Annotated in this window: 12 protein-coding genes; 4 read left to right on the plus strand and 8 right to left on the minus strand. The window is 73.3% G+C overall.

What is annotated here, in order from left to right:
- Positions 1 to 130: 130 nt before the first annotated feature.
- The 6 genes from C503_RS37325 to C503_RS0101535 all read right to left on the minus strand — a co-directional run bounded on the left by C503_RS37325 (position 131) and on the right by C503_RS0101535 (position 12,147).
- On the minus strand, positions 131 to 1,201 hold the full coding sequence (locus C503_RS37325) for a M4 family metallopeptidase (RefSeq protein WP_018680425.1): 1,071 nt from the start codon (positions 1,199 to 1,201) through the stop codon (positions 131 to 133).
- A 146-nt stretch (positions 1,202 to 1,347) separates the two neighbouring features.
- Complete coding sequence (locus C503_RS0101515) at positions 1,348 to 2,382, minus strand: hypothetical protein (RefSeq protein ID WP_018680426.1); 1,035 nt, start codon at positions 2,380 to 2,382, stop codon at positions 1,348 to 1,350.
- 14 nt (positions 2,383 to 2,396) lie between these two features.
- Positions 2,397 to 7,373 carry an ATP-binding protein gene (locus C503_RS0101520; protein ID WP_018680427.1) on the minus strand — a complete coding sequence of 1,659 codons (4,977 nt, stop codon included), beginning with the start codon at positions 7,371 to 7,373 and terminating at the stop codon, positions 2,397 to 2,399.
- Positions 7,370 to 9,883 (minus strand): CHAT domain-containing protein, encoded by a 2,514-nt coding sequence (locus tag C503_RS37330; RefSeq protein WP_018680428.1) that lies wholly within the window; start codon positions 9,881 to 9,883, stop codon positions 7,370 to 7,372. Before C503_RS37330 ends, C503_RS0101520 begins: the two co-directional genes overlap by 4 nt.
- Positions 9,883 to 11,268, minus strand: a complete 1,386-nt coding sequence (locus tag C503_RS37335; RefSeq protein WP_018680429.1) for a hypothetical protein — start codon at positions 11,266 to 11,268, stop codon at positions 9,883 to 9,885. Before C503_RS37335 ends, C503_RS37330 begins: the two co-directional genes overlap by 1 nt.
- A 33-nt stretch (positions 11,269 to 11,301) precedes the next feature.
- On the minus strand, positions 11,302 to 12,147 hold the full coding sequence (locus tag C503_RS0101535) for an SDR family NAD(P)-dependent oxidoreductase (protein ID WP_018680430.1): 846 nt from the start codon (positions 12,145 to 12,147) through the stop codon (positions 11,302 to 11,304).
- A gap of 70 nt (positions 12,148 to 12,217) precedes the next feature.
- On the opposite strand from C503_RS0101535, the gene C503_RS0101540 reads away from it, so the two are divergent.
- Entirely contained in the window at positions 12,218 to 13,144 is a 927-nt protein-coding gene (locus C503_RS0101540; protein ID WP_026315883.1) for a LysR family transcriptional regulator, read from the plus strand.
- A 16-nt stretch (positions 13,145 to 13,160) separates the two neighbouring features.
- Here the strand turns inward: C503_RS0101540 and C503_RS0101545 are convergent, their stop codons facing one another.
- On the minus strand, positions 13,161 to 13,934 hold the full coding sequence (locus C503_RS0101545; RefSeq protein ID WP_026315884.1) for a DUF899 family protein: 774 nt from the start codon (positions 13,932 to 13,934) through the stop codon (positions 13,161 to 13,163).
- Positions 13,935 to 14,204: 270 nt separating this feature from the next.
- Between C503_RS0101545 and C503_RS48400 the strand changes: the two genes are divergently transcribed.
- The 3 genes from C503_RS48400 to C503_RS0101560 all read left to right on the plus strand — a co-directional run bounded on the left by C503_RS48400 (position 14,205) and on the right by C503_RS0101560 (position 18,774).
- Positions 14,205 to 15,800 carry a methyl-accepting chemotaxis protein gene (locus C503_RS48400; RefSeq protein ID WP_026315885.1) on the plus strand — a complete coding sequence of 532 codons (1,596 nt, stop codon included), beginning with the start codon at positions 14,205 to 14,207 and terminating at the stop codon, positions 15,798 to 15,800.
- A 400-nt stretch (positions 15,801 to 16,200) separates the two neighbouring features.
- Positions 16,201 to 17,472 carry an aspartate--tRNA(Asn) ligase gene (gene aspS / locus C503_RS0101555; RefSeq protein WP_018680434.1) on the plus strand — a complete coding sequence of 424 codons (1,272 nt, stop codon included), beginning with the start codon at positions 16,201 to 16,203 and terminating at the stop codon, positions 17,470 to 17,472.
- A gap of 117 nt (positions 17,473 to 17,589) precedes the next feature.
- Entirely contained in the window at positions 17,590 to 18,774 is a 1,185-nt protein-coding gene (locus C503_RS0101560) for a globin domain-containing protein (protein ID WP_018680435.1), read from the plus strand.
- Between the two features lie 215 nt (positions 18,775 to 18,989).
- On the opposite strand, the gene C503_RS37340 is transcribed toward C503_RS0101560, so the two are convergent.
- Positions 18,990 to 19,412 carry a hypothetical protein gene (locus tag C503_RS37340; protein WP_018680436.1) on the minus strand — a complete coding sequence of 141 codons (423 nt, stop codon included), beginning with the start codon at positions 19,410 to 19,412 and terminating at the stop codon, positions 18,990 to 18,992.
- Positions 19,413 to 19,432: the final 20 nt, after the last annotated feature.

The raw sequence follows: 19,432 nt of genomic DNA on the forward strand, positions 1-19,432 counted from the left end.
ACACCGGCTTGATCAACGCGATCGTGCAGTTCAGCGGCTTTTTGACCGGTCACAGTGGACGCTGCCGGACCGGCCGGTCGCCCGGGTACGGCGAAGAACCGAATTCACCGCGACCCGGGCTCCCGTTTCCTCAGTCGTTAGCCGGAGAGCGGGGGGTGAATTTCCGAACGGGCGGCGTCAGGCACGACGACTCGCCGGTTTGGGCCGGGACCGAGACCGCGTTCCAGGCCGCCTTCACGGTGTTGTAGGTGGCGCAGTCGCCGGGGGTGAGGTTCCTGGCCGCGGCCAGGGTGGCAACGCGGTACTTCGGATAGGAGAAGCTCTGGTTCTTCGTCAGCATGGCCACGTACAGGACCCGGATCGCGTTCCGCACACCGATACCGGTGATCGTCGAGCCGTCGCAGGTGGGGCTGGCCGGGCCGGTGGTCGGGTTGGAGCCCTGCGCGAGGAGGGTGAACCAGTGGTCGCCGGGGCCCGCGGCGCGGTGGATCTCCTGGGTGGGGACGGTGCTGTTGTAGCAGTCGAGGCCGCCGGTCAGCGACGGGTGGTACATGTTGCGCACCGCGCCGGAGTCGGGCCGGTTGGCCCGCTCGCCGATCAGGAAGTCCGGGGTGTCGCCGGGTTCGGGCTGGTTGGCGTACCACTCGGCAGCCGTGCCGAACGCGTCGGCGATGAACTCCGACGTGCCGCCGCCGGAGAGCCCGCCCGGGGTGTTGGTGTCGACGAGGTGGGCGTACTCGTGCCCGATGACGTCGAGCGTGCCGCCCCAGGCGCCCTCCCGGGTACGCGGGATGACGACGCGGCCGGGCTGGCCGGGGGTCTCGTTGCCGCCGACGGTGAGGTACCACTCCCGGCCGTTGCCGGAGGCGCCGTTGCGGCCGAGCCAGTCGACGGTCATCCGGCGGAAGGTCTGGGCGGCGTAGAAGGCGTCCACGCAGGCGGTCTCGCGGTCGCCCGGATCCCCGTTGCCCCAGGTGTTGTCCGGCGAGCTGAAGGTGGTCCTGGTGGTGCCGTCCTGGCAGTAGATGCCGGGGGACTGGGGGTCCTGCAGGACGTACTGGCCGCCGCGGAAGGTGGTGTCGAGCGGGACCGGGTTGAGGTTCCAGGCGCTGGTTCCGGTTCCGGTGACGGCTTGGGCGGGGATGCTGGTGAGACCACACAGGACGATGGTGAGCGCGGCCGTGAGTAGGCGTTTGGGCATGGACGGTCCTCCCCTGGGCGTCTTCGGTGCGTCCAGGGTTGGCGCCGGAACCGTTCCCGGGCAAGAGCGGTCGGGGATGAACAGATAAACAGTGTCGGGGTATGCGGATTCGGCTCGGGTCGGGCTTCTGCCGTTCGGCTTATCGGTCAGCTCGCCAGGAGTCCGGCGAGAGTCAGACCGGCCAGGCGGTGGTCATCGGCGGCCGGGAGGAATCGGTCGGCGATGGTCGCCAGCGTGCGCGCGGGGCCGGGGATGATCCCGAGATCCCCCAGGGAATCCAGTTCGGACTTGACCAGGAGTGCGACCCGGCGCCGGTCCGGCGGGGTCAGGTCCGGATTGTTGTAGGCGCGGGAGATGGCTTCCGTCCGTCTGGCCTGGAATTCCTCGTCCCGGTGATGGATCGCCGCGTCGCCCGCGATCCGGATGAGCTCGTCCAATTCGGGGAATCGCCAGTCGTCGCGTTCGGTCAGGCATTGCACGCGGATGACCAGATAGTCGACGCCCGTGGGATCCTCCAGGCCGTCGCCGACCCGGAGCCGCAGGCGGCCGTCGGCGATCTCGGGTGTGCCGCGAAGCGAGGCGGGCGGCGCGGACAACAGCACGAAGTGGCCCGGCCGGAGCACCGCGGGTCCGTCGCCGGAGGTCAGGGCGGCGTGCAGGCCCAGGACGGGGGTGTCGCCGGAGGCGCCCAGGATCGCGTCCAGGCCGTCGGAGAGCTTGTCGGCCACCTGGGCGGCGGTGGCCAGCGGCTGGCCGAGCAACGTGGCCAGCTTGCCGATCAGGCCCACGGCCGTCCCCAGTGGACCGTCGGTCGTTGCCTTGTACAGCGCGGCCTCGATCTCGACCACGCCCCCGGTGAACGGCAACAGCGCCGTCATCGGGAAGTCGACCTGCGCGCCCGGCGTCGTCCATTTGTCCGGCGGGCGGGCCAGGGTGGTGAACGCGGGCGTGCCGCCGAGCATGCTCAAGGACACGCCGCCGTGCAGGGCCGGGAACTGGTTCCGGCCCCATGTGCGCTGGTCGGCCAGGAAACCCTCGGCGAAGAAGATCCGCAGGTATCCGGCATTGGGCACGACGGGGGCGCCGTCGGGGTCGGGCAGGAACGCGAAGGTGTAGCGGTCGGACTCCTTGCTGAACCATTCGCGGACCTCGGTCCACAGGGCGCGGCGGAAGTCGGGCACGGCGGGGGTTCCTTTCACAGGTAGAGCAGGACGTCCCAGGCCGCCTGGTCCCGCGCGTGCGGGCTCTCGTGCCGGGCGATCTCGGTGCGGAGCTCGTGGGCGAGGTCGAGGATCTCGCCGGGGTGGATCCGGGTGATTCCGGTGAACCTGGCCTTGACCCGCCGGGCGAGGTCGGTGCCGAGCCGGTCGGGCAACTGCGGCAGGACCAGGACGGCGCCGTCGAAGGCGAAGTCCTCGGCCAGGCCGCACATGCCGGTGGCCAGGTCGCCCAGCGGCTCGGCGACGCCGCCCTCGACCGGTTCCGGCTGGAGCACGGTGAGCGCGGGGGCGACGAAGTAGCCGCCATCGGAGCGGGCGCTGTCGGCGGAGAGGAGGCGTTCGCCGGTGTAGGTGCCGCGCGCGGTCTGCTCGTACTCCGATCCGGACTCCCGGTCCGAGACCCGCAGGCACCAGCCCGCCATGGTCCGCACGGGTGTGCCCACCATGTGCAGCACGCCGATCGGGCGCCGCGCCGGGTTGCCCCGGGTGACGCCGGGTGGCGCGGTCTGGCCGCCGTACCCGGGGTTGAGGTTCCAGGGGCCGATGAAGCGGCCGTCGTCGCGGAAGGTGCGGGTGCGGGCCTCCTCGGCGTCGCGGAAGCGCGCGCACAGCACCTCGTGGCCCGCGAGTCTGCCGCCGGTGCGGCCGATGTCGCGTTCGATACCGTACGGGATCGCGTTGTCCGACTCGGCGTGCAGGACGGGCAGCATCAGATAGGGGACCTTGGTCTCGATCCACGCCCGGTCGGCGGCCGATAGCGCGGACAGCGAGTCGCCGTCGAACGGGAACTGTTCGAGAACCGGCGGGCCCTCGGTCACCAGGAGCAGGCCGTTGTCCTCGATCTGCACGCGTCTGCCGGACCACCACAGCGGGTCGCCCATCCGCACGCTGACGGTCCGCTGGGAGTAGCGCTGGCGCTGGCGCCGTCGTCGCCACCAGCCGCCGCCCGGCTCGACCACCTCGGGCCCGGCCTCGTCGGGGCGGCTCGCGGGGCCGAGCGGGCGGGCTTCCGCGCCGTCGGTGTCGCCGACCTGCGCGGGGCGCGCGGCCGTGCCCGGCTGGACTGTCACATACGGCTCGTCCAAGGGCACCTCGGCCTCGTACGGCACGTGCCTCCGGTGCGACCCGCCATCGTCGAAGGGGGTTCCGTGCCCGAACGGGACCCCGTTGCCGAACGGGACCCCGTTCCATGGCCAGGCATCGACCGGGACACCCTGGCCGAAGGGCACGTCCCCGGCGCCGGTCGGGCTGCCCGCCCGAGCGACCGGTCGGGGGTCCAGTTCCGGCACCGGGTCGCCGGGGTGTCCGTCGAGATCGCCGGTGACGACCCGGATCGCCATCTCGGTGCGGCGGCGCCAGCCGTCGCCCAGGCCGGTGCCCAGCCGCTCCGGGGAGGAACCCATCGTGAACCCGGCCCGGGAGGACGCGAGCGCGTGCAGGGTGAGGCAGCGCCGGGTGCCTGCCTCGTCGCCCGCGGCCTGGTACTTGACGCGGGCCAGGTCGAGCAGGAACAGGCCGTGGAACGGCAGGTTCAACGCGAGCAGCTCGCCTTCCGCCTGCGCGGTCCGCGCGATGAGCCGGGCCGGGAACCGGTCGAGCAAGGACTGCGCGTCGCCCCATCTCCCGGGGTCGAGCAGGGTCAGCACGCGCAGGGCGGCGGCCAGGTGGTCGTGCCGTTCCGGGCGCCGGGTCGCGGGGTCGTCGAGCGTGCGCAGCATGGCGACCCTGGCGCCGTCGGCGATCTCGTCCGGTACCGGCGTGCCCAGGTGGTGGGCCATCTGGAGCTGGTCGGCGCGGACGAACAGCCGGGGCCTGGTCCGCTGGTCGACCGCGGCCAGGTCGGTGACCTGGTAGTCCTCGGCGACCGGCCTGCCGGGTCGGGCGATGCGGGTGCGGATCCAGCCGCTCCAGCCGCCCGCGAGCTGCCGGGACGGCGAGTTGCGCCCCTCGGCCAGGGCGAGCGCCTCCCAGGCGGCTCCGGCGAGCGGGCCGCCCTCGCGGGCGATGCGCTCCACGGTGTGGGTGAGCACGGTACGGGCGCCGCGGGTCAGCTCGATCATGGCGGCGTCGCAGGCGGCGATGGTGTCCGGGGCGTCGCCCGCGGCGACGGCGGCGTCGCGGTGGCGGACGATGGTGTCCATGTTCTCGGCCAGCTCGGCGGGGTCGGCCTCGCGCGCCCACAGCACGTCCAGCGGCGGGATGACGTGGTGCCAGTACTGGGTGGGCCTGCCGCGGCGCAGGAGGGTGATCGGGTAGTAGCCGTCGGGCAGGATCCGCACGGCCGCCCAGTCGGCGCGCAGCGCGAGGGCGGCGACCACGAGCCGGTGTCCGTCGATGTCGTGGAAGTGCGGTTGGACCTGGTCGACCCAGTCGTCCAGCCGGAGCGCGGTCGGCGGCTCGCCCGCGATCATGGCCAGCACGACGCGGACGAGCCGGGCACGGTGGCGCAGCCGGGGCGCGACCCAGTCGGTCCAGCGGCCCGGCTCGTCCGGCAGGACGATCGCCAAGGCGGCCTCGGCGTCCGCGATCGCCTGGTCGACCTCGGCGAACATCAGGTGCCGGGCGGCCCGCAGCAGCCTGCCGACGACCTGGAACTCGGGTTCGGCGTGGGCGGTCAAGGTGCGGATGATGATGGCCGAACCCGGGCCGCTGACCAGCTCGGTGCTCGCGGTGTGGGACTCGGCGAGCGCGGCGACCGAGCCGTGGTTCTCCCCGGTGAGCCCATCGAACACGCCGGTCTCCCACTGCACACCGGACTGTTCGAACGCGAGCATCCCGGCGGTGGCGCGCAGGTTCAGCGCGGCCGCGGTGTCCGGGTCGGGGTGACGGGCGCCGAGTTCGCGCACTTCCCGCCACAGTCCGAGAAGTCCCGGCCTGCCGGGTTGACGCAGGGTCGCGGCGGCCTGGGTGGCGCGGATGGCACCGAGGACGGTCGGGTCGCCACCGCCGCGCAGCGCGTGTTCCACCGCGGCCGCGCGCGGCAGCACCTGCGCGGCCCAGCCCCACTGGTCCTCGTCGGTGACGCGCTGTTCGAACACCGTCCACATGTCACCGGCGGCGAGCGGGTCGAGCAGCCGAAGGGCGTTCTCCACGGCCTCGATCGGCAGGTCCGGCAGCGGGCACTCGCGCACCAGCGCGGCCATGTCGTCGGCCAGCAGGTCCCGGTCCAGGCGGAACCGGGTCGGGTCGGCGTCGATCACGGCGACCAGCCGGTCGCGCAGGTGCTCGTCGATCTCGATGATCCGGGGCGCGCCGTCGGCGTCGAACTCCACCGACACCCATTCCTGCGCGAGCAGGCCGGAGAACGCGGCGTCCGGGTCGAGGTCGCGGCGGCGTAGCGCGGGCTCGACCATGCGATGGTCGAACCGGCCGAGGGTGGCCGCGATGGGCAGGCTGTCGACCACGGCCGGGTCGGTGAGCCGGGCGATGATCCGCTGCTCGATGTAGGGGTCGCCGTCGGCACGCAGAGTCTCCGGGTCGAGGTCGGGTTCGGCCAGCGCCCAGTCGCAGTAGCCCGCGAGGTCGTAGGGGTTGACCGTGCCGGTGTCGGCGCGGGTGGCCTGGGCGACGAGCCCGTCGCGCAGGCCGGGGGCGAGCACGCCGTCGGTGTCGCGGCGGGCCAGGTACTCCCCCGCCTCCGCGCGGCTGAACCCGTTGACGGGCAACACGTCCAGGTACGGGCGTGGGGACAGCACCAGGGTCGACATCCTCGCGGTGCCGTGCAGCGCCGCGGTGCCCGCGCGCGGGGGGACGAGCCAGCGGCGTCCTGCGAACACCACCCGCACGCCGGAGTTGTGCGCGTGCAGGCGTTCGAGGATGTCGAAGGTGCGGTCCACGGCGGGCGCGCGGCCGCCCGCGGCGTAGAGCTTGGTCAGCTCCTCGCAGGTGTCGAGCACGAGCACGACCCGGGGCGCGAGCCTGCGCAGGTACTCGGCGAACGCGTCGACCGTCTCGTCCAGCAGGCTGTCGAGCGCGGCGGCGCGGGAGCGGTCGGCGAGGGCCTCGTGCATGCGGCCGACGGCGTCGTCGAAGCGGCGGCCGTGCCGGGCGGCGTCGCGGGTGCCGGTGTGCCCGGACAGGTCGGCGACCAGGGCCAGCAGCAGCTCGCCCGGCTTGCGGTCGGGGTAGCTGGGGTCCAGATGGTCGAAGTCCAGCCGGGACACCGGGAACGGGTCCAGGCCGTGCCGGGCGGCGAAGCGGCCGGAGGTGAGGTCGCGGACGGCCATGGTCTTGCCCATGCCGCCATCGCCGAGCAGGTGCAGCGCCCAGTGCGTGTCCGACCGGTCCGGGCTGCGCAGCAGCGTGCGCAGTGCGGTGTCGATGTCGTGGCGGGGCAGGTGGTGGCGCAGGGCGCGGGCGTCGACGGCCTCCCGGTAGCCGCGGTCGAGGCGCCACTGCGCGCGGCGGGCGGTGGAGCGCAGCGGTTCGCCCAACACGTCGCCGATGGCGCGGGCGGCGGCGACCAGCTCCAGCGCCGCGCTGGACAGGCCGTCGGTGACCAGCCGGTCCACCCGGTCGATCAGTCCCGCGCCGCGGCCGTCGAGCAGGGACTCCGCGGCGGTCGCCAGCCACCGCACCGGCGAGTCGGCGCGCGGGCCGTCCAGCCCGCGCAGCGCGGCCACGACCCGCCGGATGCCCGCGATGATCTCGCGACCGCTGGTGACCCGGGCCAGGTGCGCGGCGACCGCGCCGCGCTGGGACTCCCGCAGCCAGAACGAGATCCCGACCTGCCCGTCCGGCTCGACCCGCTCGCCGACCTCGACCAGGCCCGCCGCGCGCAGCCGGGCCAGCGTGCCGGTCAGCTCGTCGCGGGTCACCACCCCGGCCGCGACCGCCGCCTGATCGGTCCACTGTGGAACGACGGCGAGCGGCAGCAGCAGGTCCGGCTCGAAGGCGCCCAGCCGCTGGGCGTTGGCCCGCTCGGCGATCGCCGCCACCGCGTCCTCGCTCACAGCCGATACCCCTTGTTCGCCTCGACGTAGGCGTGCCACGCCCGTTCGTCGTCGCCGCGCACGCATCCCTTGAACGGCAACGCGCCCTGGATCGTGTAGTAGAGCTTGCCCTCCACACTGGTGGGCTGACCGCCCACGGCGGCGAGCATGCGTTCCCAGTTGGCCCGGTCGGGCCCGGCGGTGTAGGTGGCGCCGAACAGTTCCCGGTCCTCCGGCGGGCGGGTGGTCCACGGGTGCAGCAGCACCCACTCGTAGCCCAGGACCCGGTCCTTCTCCGACAGTTCCTCCAGCCGCAGCTCGTGCGCGCGCAGCCTGCGGATCTCCTCGGTGACCACCGGTCCCGCCTCGGCGGTCATGGACGCGGTGAGCACCACCGGCAGGGCGTGGTCGGGGTCGCCCAGGCCGCTGGCGCTGAGCATGGCCAGCAGGAGGCCGAGCGCGCTGACCGGGGCGTCCTGCACGAGATCTGTCGGGCTGCTCCAGCGGTGCACGTCGTCGCAGAGCAGGATCGCGCGGGTGTGCTCGCCGAACGGGTGCCCCCACTCGGCGACGGCCTCCGCGAGCCGGGCAAGGTCGTCGGCGAGCCTGCCGCGCACGGTGGAGGGGTCCATCGGCGCGCGATCCTGCACCAGCTTGAGCAGTTGCTTGCGCGCCATGCCGATCGGCTCGCCCTCCCGGTCCGCCGCCTCGGCGTCGAACTCCGCGCGCAGGTTCCTGCGTTGCAGGGCGGACAGCTCGCCGAGCGCCGTGCGCGGCAGGAACGGCGTCGTGCGCAGCACCTCCATGAGCTTGAGGACCTGCGCGACCAGGTGGCCGAGCAGGTCGTGCGCGCCGCTGGGGCGCAGGCTGAACGGCGGCCCCAGGAACAACGGCAGGTGCCCGTCGCGCAGCACCCGCCAGCCGATCTCGCGCAGCAGCCGCGTACCGCCCAGGGCGTTGATGGCGCCGGTGGCCAGCACGGACAGCACGCTGGAGGTCGACTCGTCGCGCAGCATCCGGTCGACCCGGTCGAACACGACCTCGTGGCCGATGAACACCGGCTCGCGGCGCAGCTCCAGCACCTCGCCGACCCTGGTCAGCCTGCGCGAGCGGGTGGCGTCGACCACCGCGAGGTCCGGGTCGAGGTGCTCGGACAGGTAGAGCGTGGGCAGCGCCCAGTCGATCACCGCGTCCGGCGATGCCCCGCCCATCAGCGCGGCGCGGCGCCCGTGCGCGGACGCCTCCACCGGGGGCGTGCCCTCGTGCAGGGCCTGGGCGAGGCGGCGGGTGTAGAGGCGGCAGGCGGTCTCGCCGATCTCGCCCGCCATCGCCGACACGATCGGCACACCCGCGGCGACCAGCTCGGCGGCCAGCGGCGAGGCGTCGGTCGGGTCGTCGACACTCTCCCCCGCCGACGCGGTGTTGCACGCCGACAGCACCACCGCCAGCGGCAGCCGCTTCGCCGCCGACAGGGCCGTCACGAGCGCTGTCGCGTCCTTCGCCACCGGTCCGCGTCGCCGACCCCCGTCCTGCTCGCCCGGCCCGCGCGGCAGTCGCAGCGCGCCGCGGCCGTCGTCGAGAAGCACGCCGTGCGCGACCAGGTGCACGATGTCGGGCTGGTAGCGGGCACACGCCTCGGCCAGCCTGTCGGTGGACGCCTCCTGCACCGCGGTCGCCCGGCAGCGGCCCTCGGCGTCGAGTCCGCGCAGCAGCCCCATGTACATGGCGCCGGGCCGGATCACCGGGTCGGACTGCGCGACGCTGGTCGCGAACAGCACCCGCGGGATGTCCACCACCGGCCGCGCGGTGGGCGCGCCGCCGGGCACCAGGCGGGTGATCGCCACGACCAGGCCAGGGTAGGCGGCCAGCGGCGCGGTCTCGTCCCGCATCGACTCCCACACCAGGCGGTGCAGGTCGCCGCAGTCCACCGGCCAGCGCAGGGCGATCTCCACGGCCCGCTCGGCGGCCACCCCCGGGTCCGCGGTGATCGCGGGCCACGCGGGGGCGAGCAGGCAGTCGAACAGCCAGCGCCCGTAGCGGGCGACGTCGTCGGGCGCGCCCTGCCTGCGCCGGATCCGGTCGAGCAGCCCGCCGAGATCGTCGGGCACCAGCGGCGCCGCCCCGGCCAGTCCGGCAAGCGCGGGCATGGTCGCGCCGTCGGAACCCAGTGGCGGGTCTTCGTCCAGCACAGTCTTGTCCAGCGCGGCTTTGTCTCGAACGGCTTTGTCTCGAACGGCCTTGTCCCGAACGGCCTTGTCCCGCACGGCATTGTCGAGTGCGGCGGTATCCAGCGCAGGACCATCCAGTACGGGCTTGTCCGGCAACGGCTGCGCGGCGGCGGCGACCAGCACGTTCGTGCACTCGCCCGTCCGCACGGCGCCGCGCGTGGCCGGGACGGCGGGCAGGACGCGGCCCGCCACCTTCGCGCGGGCCATCGGATAGGGCGGCACGAGCGGGGTCTTGTCGACGTGCACCTCGACCCGCCAGCCCGCGGCGGCGTCGACGGTGACGTCCACGACGACCCGGCGCATCAGGTGATCACCGGCCGGTGCGCGAGCAGGCGGTCGGTGAGCCGCTCGGCGATCGGGTCGACGTCGGCCTCGTCGCCGCCCGCCAGGTGGCCGTCCGGCCCGCACAGCGCCAGCTGTTCGGTGAGGTTGACCCGGATCCGGTCCAGGTCCCCGGCCTCGGCGCGGGCCGCCGCGGCCACCCCGCCCGCGACGCCCCAGCGAGCGGCGGCCCCGGCCTCGATCCCGGTCGGGTTGGGCGCGTCGGTCGGCAACTGCCGCGCCCACTGCTCGACCTTGCCGCCCGCGCTGAACGCCTCCGGGGTCCACCCGCACAGCTGCGGCAGCGTGTGCCCGGCCACGGTCAGTCCGGCGAGCGCGGCCGCCACGTCCGGGACCACGCGCAGGTGCGCCAGCACGGCCTCCCGGGCCGACTCGCCGATCTCGGCCGCCGGGATCCCGACCACCCACGCGCCGATCTCGGCCGCGCCCGGCCCGGGGTCGGGGACGCCCGCGAGCGCGGCCAGCTCGCCGAGAAGTGCCGTGCGCACGGCGGCGGGCGGGTAGCGGCCTGCGCCGTCGGGTTCGGTGACGAGGGCGCGGGGTCTGCCGTGGGTCAGCTCGTCGACCGCCCACGCGCCCGCCGCGCCGACGGTGAACACCGCGAAGGCGTCGGCGAAGGACTCCACCGCCCACCCGTACCACCAGCCGCCCACCGCGCCCCCGGCCGCCATCACCGCGTCGCTGGTCGCGCGGCGCAGCCCCGGGTCGAGGTCGCGCTGCACGTGGTGGCCGGTCTCGTGCGCGGCCAGCACCAGCCACCACGGCTCCAGCACCGCGGTGTCCGGCAACGCCACCACCGGCACGGGCAGCTCGCGCACGAACTCCGCGACCACCGCGTCCGCCGGTGCCCGCAGATCCGCGGGCACCGACTCGCGCACGGTGGCGAAGGCGTCGAAGCGGGCGTCCAGGTAGCTCAACGGGCCGGTCGGGGCCCGGCGCCCCAACCGCGCGAACGGCGCGGTCCAACAGCTGAGCACGATCCGGTCGGCGGCGCGCAGCGTGGGCGCGGTCCGCTCGGCCAGCCGCTGGTCGTACTTGTCGACGTACCAGTCGAAGGTGCGGCGCACCAGGGAGATCTGCTCGTCCAGCAGCCTGCACTCCTCGTAGAGCGGGCCGTCCTCCTCGATCGCCGCGAGGACTTCGGCGCGGGCGTCGAGCGCGTCGGTCATCCGGGACAGGACGGTCTCCACCTGATCGAGCTGCGGGCCGAAGAGCGCCAGCTCGACCCGCCCCGCCCGGTCGTCGAACCAGTCGCGGGTGTCCGCGCGCAGTGCCGCCACCCGGCCCCGGCTGCGGCGCAGACGGGCGGTGCGGCGCCCGCTGATCGGGTCGGTCTCGACGCCCATGTCGAGGTGATCGTCCCATCCGGGGCAAACGTGTCAGCGGGCCCCCGGGTGATCATGCTTCCAGGGCAGGACCCCACCGTCGCGCACCAGCTCCCCGTAGATCTCCGCGCGCGGCGGCGCGGCCAGGACGAAGTCGAGCAGCGCGGTCGCGGCCTGCGCGGGAGTGCGGGCCTGGCTGAAGTCGTCGAACCAGGGGCGGGACGCGGGGGTGTCGACCAGTCCGGGGCACACGGACGCGATCAGCGTGCCCGCGGCCAGGTCGGCGTCGCGGCGTTCCCGGGCGACCGCGCGCACGGCGGCCACCTGGGCGATCTTCGAGGTGGTGTTGATCAGCTCCGGCCAGCCCTCAGCCGCCGCGCTGCCCGCCAGCACGGCCGCGAGCCAGCCGTCCACCACGCGCTCGACCTCGTCGAGGGTGGCGCCGTCGAAGCGAGGGCGCAGGTGCTCGGGCAGGTTGTGCAGCTGCCCGAAGCCGCTGGCGACGACGATGAACCGGCCGCCGGGGCGCAGGTTCGGCAGCACCTCGCGCAGCATGGCGTGGGTGGCGCCGTTGGCGACGGCGACGAACTCCCCGGCCTGGTCGGCCTGCGGGCGGTCGGGGGTGAGCCGGGTGGCGGCATTGGAGAACACGACGTCGACGGGACCGAGGTCGCGGGCGAACGCGGCGATCGCGACCGGGTCGCCGACGTCCAGGACCCCGCCCTCGACGCGGGCGCCCGGGTGCCCGATCTCCCGGACGGCGGCCGCGACCCGGTCCGCGTCACGGCCGGTCAGCAGCACTCGGTCGGCGGGGGTCCAGCGGCGGGCGAGCTCGGTCACGATGGCGCGGCCGATGCCCTGGTTGGCGCCGGTCACGAGCGCGGTGCGCGGTGTGGTCATGCCTCGACGTTATGGGTGTCCGGGGTATGCGTCCAACGAGAGTTCGGCATGCGTGGTATGCGTAATGCTCATGGACTTCACCGATGTGTCGCTGGTCGGTCTGCGGGTGGTGCGGGAGATCGCCGAACGCGGCACGTTCAGCGCCGCCGCCACGGCCCTCGGCTACACGCAGTCGGCGGTGTCGCGACAGGTGGCCGCCGTGGAGCGGGCGGCGGGGATGGAGTTGTTCGAACGCAGGCACGACGGCGCCGTCCCGACCCCGGCGTGCCGGTTGGTGCTGCGGCGGGCGGCGGTGGTGCTGGACGAGATCGACGCGGCCGACCGGGAGCTGCGCGGCCTGCCGGTGTCGACCGGAACGGTCCGCCTGGGCGCGTTTCCCAGCGCGGGCGCGGTCCTGCTGCCCACCGCACTGTCCGACCTGCGCCGCACGCACCCGGGCATCACCGTCCACACCCGCGACGGCGGCACACCCGCCTTGGTCCGGGCACTGCGCGCCGGGACACTCGACCTCGCCGTGCTGGCCTCGGCGCCGCCGTTCCGCCCGCCGGACAACGACTCCCCGGCGCTCGTCGTGCGCGTCCTGGCCGAACGCAACCTGTGCGTGGCGGTGTCGACCGCGCATCCCCTGGCGTCCGACGAGGTCGTGACGGTCACCGACCTGCGCGGGCAACGCTGGATCACCGGCCGCCCCGACGGCGACGGCACCCCGCTGGGCGTCTGGCCGGGCCTGGCCGAACGCCCCGAGATCCACCACGTCGCCCGCGACTGGCAGGCCCGACTGGGCCTGGTGGCGGCCGACTGCGGCATCACCACCGTGCCCGCCCTGCTCGTCCCCGCGCTGCCACCGGGCGTGCGGGCGCTGCGGGTGGTCGGCGAACCCGAGGAACGCCGCCGCCTCGTCATCGCCCACCTGCCGCACACCCTCTCGGACGCCACGACCCGGGTGACCGAGGCACTGCGCGCCGCGGCCGCCCGGCTCGGTGGCGATCGGGACTGATGGTCCGGCAGGTGGGTCAGTGGCAGTTCTCCTGTCGGCCGAGGGTGTCGGCGGGTGCCACGCCGGGGCGGGTCCACTGGGGAGTCGGGCGGCTGGTCGGACCCCAACTCGGGTTCCCGTCCACGTCCGAGCGCCAGGTCCAGCAGGCGTGGCGGCCCTCCGGCCAGCCATCGGGGTTGTCCTCCCACGTCTCGCCGCGACCGTAGGGGGTCATGTCCAGCAGGCTGAACGACGGGGTGGCGCCCTCGGTGCCGCGACCGGTGGTGGAGTAGGTGAGGAAGGCGCGGTCGCCGTCGCGCAGGAAGGTGGTGAGGTGGCCCATGTCCCCGCCGACCGGTTCGGGCAGGTCACGGACCGAGTACCAAGGTTGGGTGTAGCCCATGAACCCGACGAAGGCGGCCACCTCGTCCCAGCGGCCGGTCGTGACCACCGCGAACGAGACGCCGCGGGCGTTGAGGTAGGCCGAGTCCTGGAGGTGCCAGACGGCGTTCGTGCAGCCCTCGCACTGGCCCTGGTGCGGGGCACCGTCGTACCACATGTGTTTGTAGACGATGAGTTCCTCGCGTCCCTGGAACAGATCCAGGAACGGAACCGCGCCGTCGGCCCCGACGACCTCGGTCGCCCCGTCGAACTCCACCATCGGAAGCCTGCGGCGAGCCGCGGCCAGGGCGTCACCCGCGCGGGTATGCGCCTTCTCGCGGACGAGCAGCTCGTCCCTGGCCGCCTGCCAGGTGGCCAGGTCGACCACAGGTGGGCGGCCAGCGGATACGTCGTTCGGTGTGGTCGTCATGGCGCGGGATCGTACGAGGCCCCCACGACAATGCCTGCGCGACACAGGACGCTGGCGCCCCCGACCATCGGCTCATGACACTCGCCCCCACCCGACACCCTTGACTCGACCACCACGCGGGGCGAAGCCGAGCCAACAAACACCAACGGGTGGTCGGGGTCACAGCGATTCCACCATTTTGCTTCAGCGTGTCCGGGCGCTGCCGATAGCAGAGGCGAAGCTCCAGGTGGGGGCTGACAATCGAGCGTGGTCCGGACAGGAGAGCTTCGCATGAGCACTGCAGTGTCAGGCAACCCGTTGAACCGCAGTCTGCGGACCCGGGTGTTCAGCGCGTTCCTCGCGCTCGCCATCGTGGTCATCGGGCTGGGTGTCTTCAGCATCGTCCAGCAGAACGACCTGCGCGACCGCGCCACCGCCATCTCCGAGGACACGGTGGCCCCGCTGGTGGACATCAAGGCCACCGAGACCGCGAACCTCACCGGCCTGCTCACCGACGTGGTGCTCGAAACCGTGAAGGACCCCGACGCGCAGAAGAGCCTGACCTCCGGCCGCGACTCCTACCTGGCCAACGCCGACGCGGGCTTCGCCAAGCTGAAGACCTCGGTGCCCGCGAGCCTGCAGCCCGCGCTCACCCAGCTGATGGCCGACAACCAGACCTTCTGGGCCTCGCACAAGGCGCGCCGCGCCGCCACCGCCGCCGGGGACGCCGCCAACGAGCAGAAGTACAACGCCGAGGCGCAGGCCAACCTGCCCAAGGTCAACGCGGGCTTCGCCAAGCTGACCCAGTCCCTGGTCGACTACGCCGCCGCGCAGCGCCAGACCATCGCCGACTCGACCGCCACCTCCCGCTGGCTGACCATCGGCGTCATCGCCATCAGCGTCCTGCTCGCGCTGGGCCTGGGCTGGGCGCTGAGCCGCAGCATCCGCCGCCCGGTCCGCAGCCTGCAGGACTTCGCCGACCGCGTCGCCGCCGGTGACCTCACCCAGAAGCTCACGCTGAGCTCGCACGACGAGATCGGTCAGATGGGCCACGCGCTGCAGAACGCCGTCGGCCAGATCCGCACGGTCGTCTCCGACGTCGCCGACTCGGCCACCGCCCTGTCCGGCTCCGCCGACCGCCTCACCGCCACCAATATCCGCGTCTCCGACGCCGCCGGGTCCACCTCCCGCCAGGCGGGGGAGGTCTCCAACGCCGCCGCCCGCGTCTCCGACAGCGTCGGCACCGTCTCCGCCGCCGCCGACCAGCTCGGCGCCTCCATCCGCGAGATCGCCCAGAACACCTCCGAGGCCGCCAAGGTCGGCGCCGAGGCCACCGCCACCGCCCAGCACACCAACGACATCATCACCCGGCTCGGCTCCTCCTCGGCGGAGATCGGCGACGTCCTCAAGACCATCCGCTCGATCGCCGAGCAGACCAACCTGCTTGCCCTCAACGCCACCATCGAGGCCGCCCGCGCCGGTGACGCAGGCAAGGGCTTCGCCGTCGTCGCGGGCGAGGTCAAGGACCTCGCCCAGGAGACCGCCAACGCCACCGAGGACATCGGCCGCCGGGTCGCCGCCATCCAGACCGACACCGAGGCCGCCGTCTCCGCCATCGGCCAGATCGTCCAGGTCATCGAGCGCGTCAACCAGTTCCAGTCCGCCATCGCCGCCTCCGTCGAGGAGCAGTCCGCCACCTCCGAGGAGGTCAGCCGCAGCGTCTCCGAGGCCGCCAACGGCAGCAACTCCATCGCCTCCGCCATCACCGAGGTCGCGGGCGCCGCCGACGACACCACCCGAGGCGTCAACGAGGCCGAACAGGCCACCAACGAACTCTCCGGCCTGAGCGGCCGCCTCCAGGAGATGGTCTCCCGGTTCCGCTACTGACCCACACGACAACAGCACCACCGGCACAGCGGGTCGGCTCCCACGGGGAGCCGACCCGCTGTGCGATCAAGCCCGGATGCCCGAAAACCGGAGGCGGGCCAAGCCACCGACCCCCTACCCTCCCCATCAACACGAAGACGGAGCCAAGTAGCCCCCGGACCCCCGAGCACAGAGAGCCACCACCAGCTGAGACGGCGGCCTCGGACCCAGGCGGCGAAGACCCTCCCGAGTGCGGGAAGAAACGGTCCCCACCCCCAGTGGGGACACCCGATGTCCCGCCGGCCAGCCCCCGTCACCGGGCCCCGAGGTCGCATACAAGGCGACGAAAGCGTGGTGGCACCGCGAGCCCCCTTCTCGCCCACGCTCCCAAGGGATCACCCCAACTCCGTCAGGAGCGGCGATGATCTCCCGAGTTCTCTCGAACGACCTCCCCGACCACGCAGGCAGCCGAGTGCGCGTCGCCGGTTGGGTCCACCGAGGCCGACACCTCAAGTCCGTCACGTTCGTGATCGTCCGGGACCGGTCCGGCATCACCCAGGTCGTCACCACCGGCGCTCCCCCGCCCGAGGAGTCCGTCGTCACGGTGACCGGCACCGCCACCCACAACCCGCAGGCCCCCGGCGGCGTCGAGATCACCGACGCCACCATCACCGTCCTGTCCACACCGGACTCCCCACCCCCGTTCGACCTCTACCGCCCCACCATCCCGGCGACCCTCCCCACCCTTCTCGACAACGCCCCCGTCGCTCTCCGCCACCCGCTGCTGCGGGCCAGGTTCGAGACGGCGGCGGCGTCCGTCGCCGGTTTCCGGTCCACATTGGACGCGATGGGGTTCACCGAGGTGCACACGCCCAAGATCGTCGCGTCGGCCACCGAGTCCGGGGCCAACGTCTTCGGCATCGACTACTTCGGCACCCGCGCCTATCTCGCGCAGTCCCCCCAGTTCTTCAAACAGGCCCTGGTGGGCGTCTTCGAACGCGTCTACGAGACCGGGCCGGTCTTCCGCGCCGAACCCCACGACACCACCCGCCACCTGGCCCAGTACACCAGTCTCGACGCCGAGCTCGGGTTCGTCGAGGACCACGGCGACGTCATGCGCGTGCTTCGCGAGGCCATCGCGGGAATGGTGACCGCCGCCGAGAAGTCCCTGCGCGTCCTCGACGTCACACCGCCCGAGGTGCCGGGCGAGATCCCGACCCTGCACTTCGCCGAAGCGCAGGAACTCCTGGCCCGCAACACATCCGAGGACCCGCGCGGCGAACCCGACCTCGCCCCGGCCCATGAGCGCCTGCTGTCCGAATGGGCCCGACGCGAACACGGCTCGGAGTTCCTGTTCGTCACCGGCTACCCCATGCGCAAGCGTCCCTTCTACACACACCCGGACCCGGCCCGCCCCGACTACTCCAACAGCTTCGACCTGCTGTTCCGCGGCGTCGAGCTGGTCACCGGCGGCCAACGCCTGCACCGGCACGCCGACTACCTGGCCGCCCTCGCCGAACGCGGCCAGGACCCCGAGCCCTACCGCGGCTACCTGTCGGCGTTCGCGCACGGCATGCCCCCGCACGGCGGCTTCGCCCTTGGCCTGGAACGGTGGACCGCGCGGCTGCTCGGCGTGCCCAACATCCGTGAGACGACACTGTTCCCCCGGGACCTGCATCGCCTTACCCCATAACCTTTTCAGGCTAACGAGATAGACCGAATGGCGGCACCCCGGACCGGGACCTAAGACCTCTGTGATCCGTCCGTTGCTCCTCTCGATCCGGGGCGCCGCCTGCCGCACCGTGGAAGGGTGATCGAAGCGAAGCTCTCCACCGGTTCCCACGACATCGTGCGGGCGACCCTTCCGGTCGTCCGCGCACACGCCACCGAGATCACCGGGGTGTTCTACGCCGCCATGTTCGACGCGCACCCGGAGCTGCTCGACCTGTTCAACCAGGGCAACCAGGCCACCGGCGCGCAGCGCGGCGCGCTCGCCGCCGCGGTGGTCGCCTACGCCGACCGGCTGACCGACCCGGACGCGGCCCCGTTCGGCCCGATCGCCGAGCGGATCGCGCACAAGCACGTCTCGCTGGGCATCCGCGCCGACCAGTACCCGGTCGTCGGCAGGCACCTGATGGGCGCGGTCGGCACGGTGCTGGGCGCGGCGGTGACCCCGGCGGTGGCTGCGGCCTGGGACGAGGTGTACTGGCTGCTGGCCTGCGAGCTCATCGCCGCCGAGGCCCGCCTCTACCAGCAGGCAGGCATCGACGCGGCGACCGTGTGGCGCCGGTGGCGGGTGGCCAAACGGCAGGACGAGGCCGTCGACACCGTGTCGTTCACCCTGGTCCCGGACGACGCGGGCGTCGTACCGGACTTCGTGGCGGGGCAGTACATCTCGGTCGCCGTGGACCTCCCCGACGGGCGCAGGCAGCCTCGCCAGTACTCGCTGTCGCAGGGGCCGGGTCGCGGGTCGCTGCGGATCACCGTGCGCCGGGTCCGCGGTCTCGACGGCGCCCCGGACGGCGCGGTGTCCACCCACCTGCACGAGCACGTCCACGCGGACGACACGCTCCTGGTCGGGCCGCCCGCGGGCGAGACCACCCTGCGCCCCGACGGCGAGCCCGTCCTGCTGCTCACCGCGGGCGTCGGCATCACCCCGGCGGCGGCCATGCTCGACGACATCGCCCGCACCGACCCCACCCGCCGGGTCGTGCTCGCGCACGCCGAGCGCCACCCGGACCGGCACGCGCTGCGCGCCGAGATGGCCCACCTGACCGGCGGTCTGACCGACGCGGAACAGCTCACCTGGTACGAGACCGGCGGCGACCGCACCGGCCGGGTCGACATCGACGCGATCCCGCTGCCCGCCGGGGTGCGGGCCTACCTGTGCGGCCCGATGCCGTTCATGAGCACGATGCGCGCGGGCCTCATCCGACGCGGGGTGCCCGCCGAGCGGATCCACGCGGAGGTGTTCGGTCCCGGCATGGCCGGTTGAGGAAAGTGGGTGCAGGTGGAGTACCCGCCGGCACCCATGTACGGGGGCAACGCCGATGTGTTCGGGCTCGACATGGTCGATCAGGAGAGTGGGTGTCGGCGGAGTACTCCGCCGACACCCACGTTTGGAGGTGCATCCGACTCGTTCGAGGAACTCATCCTGCCCCTCCCCCAGGTCGAAAAGATCGACCTTCGAGCAGCGTACCCGGCACGGGGTCAGACCTCGCCGCAGATGCTCCGCGTCTTCGCCAGCAGGTCCTGGAACTCGGGGTCCTCGACCTTCGTGCCCTGATAGGCCTTCAGCATCGTCAGCACCGAGGTGGCGAGCGGCCGATACGTCGAGTCCGTCTCGGCCGCGGCCTGGGCGAGCATGACCGCGGCGCCGAGCCGGTTGCCGGAGGCGACGTCCAGCCGGATCGGCAGTGAGCGTTCCAGGAGCACGCACGCCTCCCGGGCGTCGGCGGTGGCGCCCGAACTGCCGGACAGCATCCAGGCCAGGCCCATGCCTCCGGCGCCGAGCACGAGCCCGATCACGGCGGCCACCACGACGACCGCGCTCGGGGCGTGCCGGGGCGCGGGCGGGGTGCCGGGCACGATGACTAACGGCGGCTCGGGCGGTGGAGCGTCAGGCGAGATCATGGCCGGGATCGTGCACTATC

Source organism: Actinokineospora enzanensis DSM 44649, from assembly GCF_000374445.1.
Lineage (GTDB): Bacteria > Actinomycetota > Actinomycetes > Mycobacteriales > Pseudonocardiaceae > Actinokineospora > Actinokineospora enzanensis.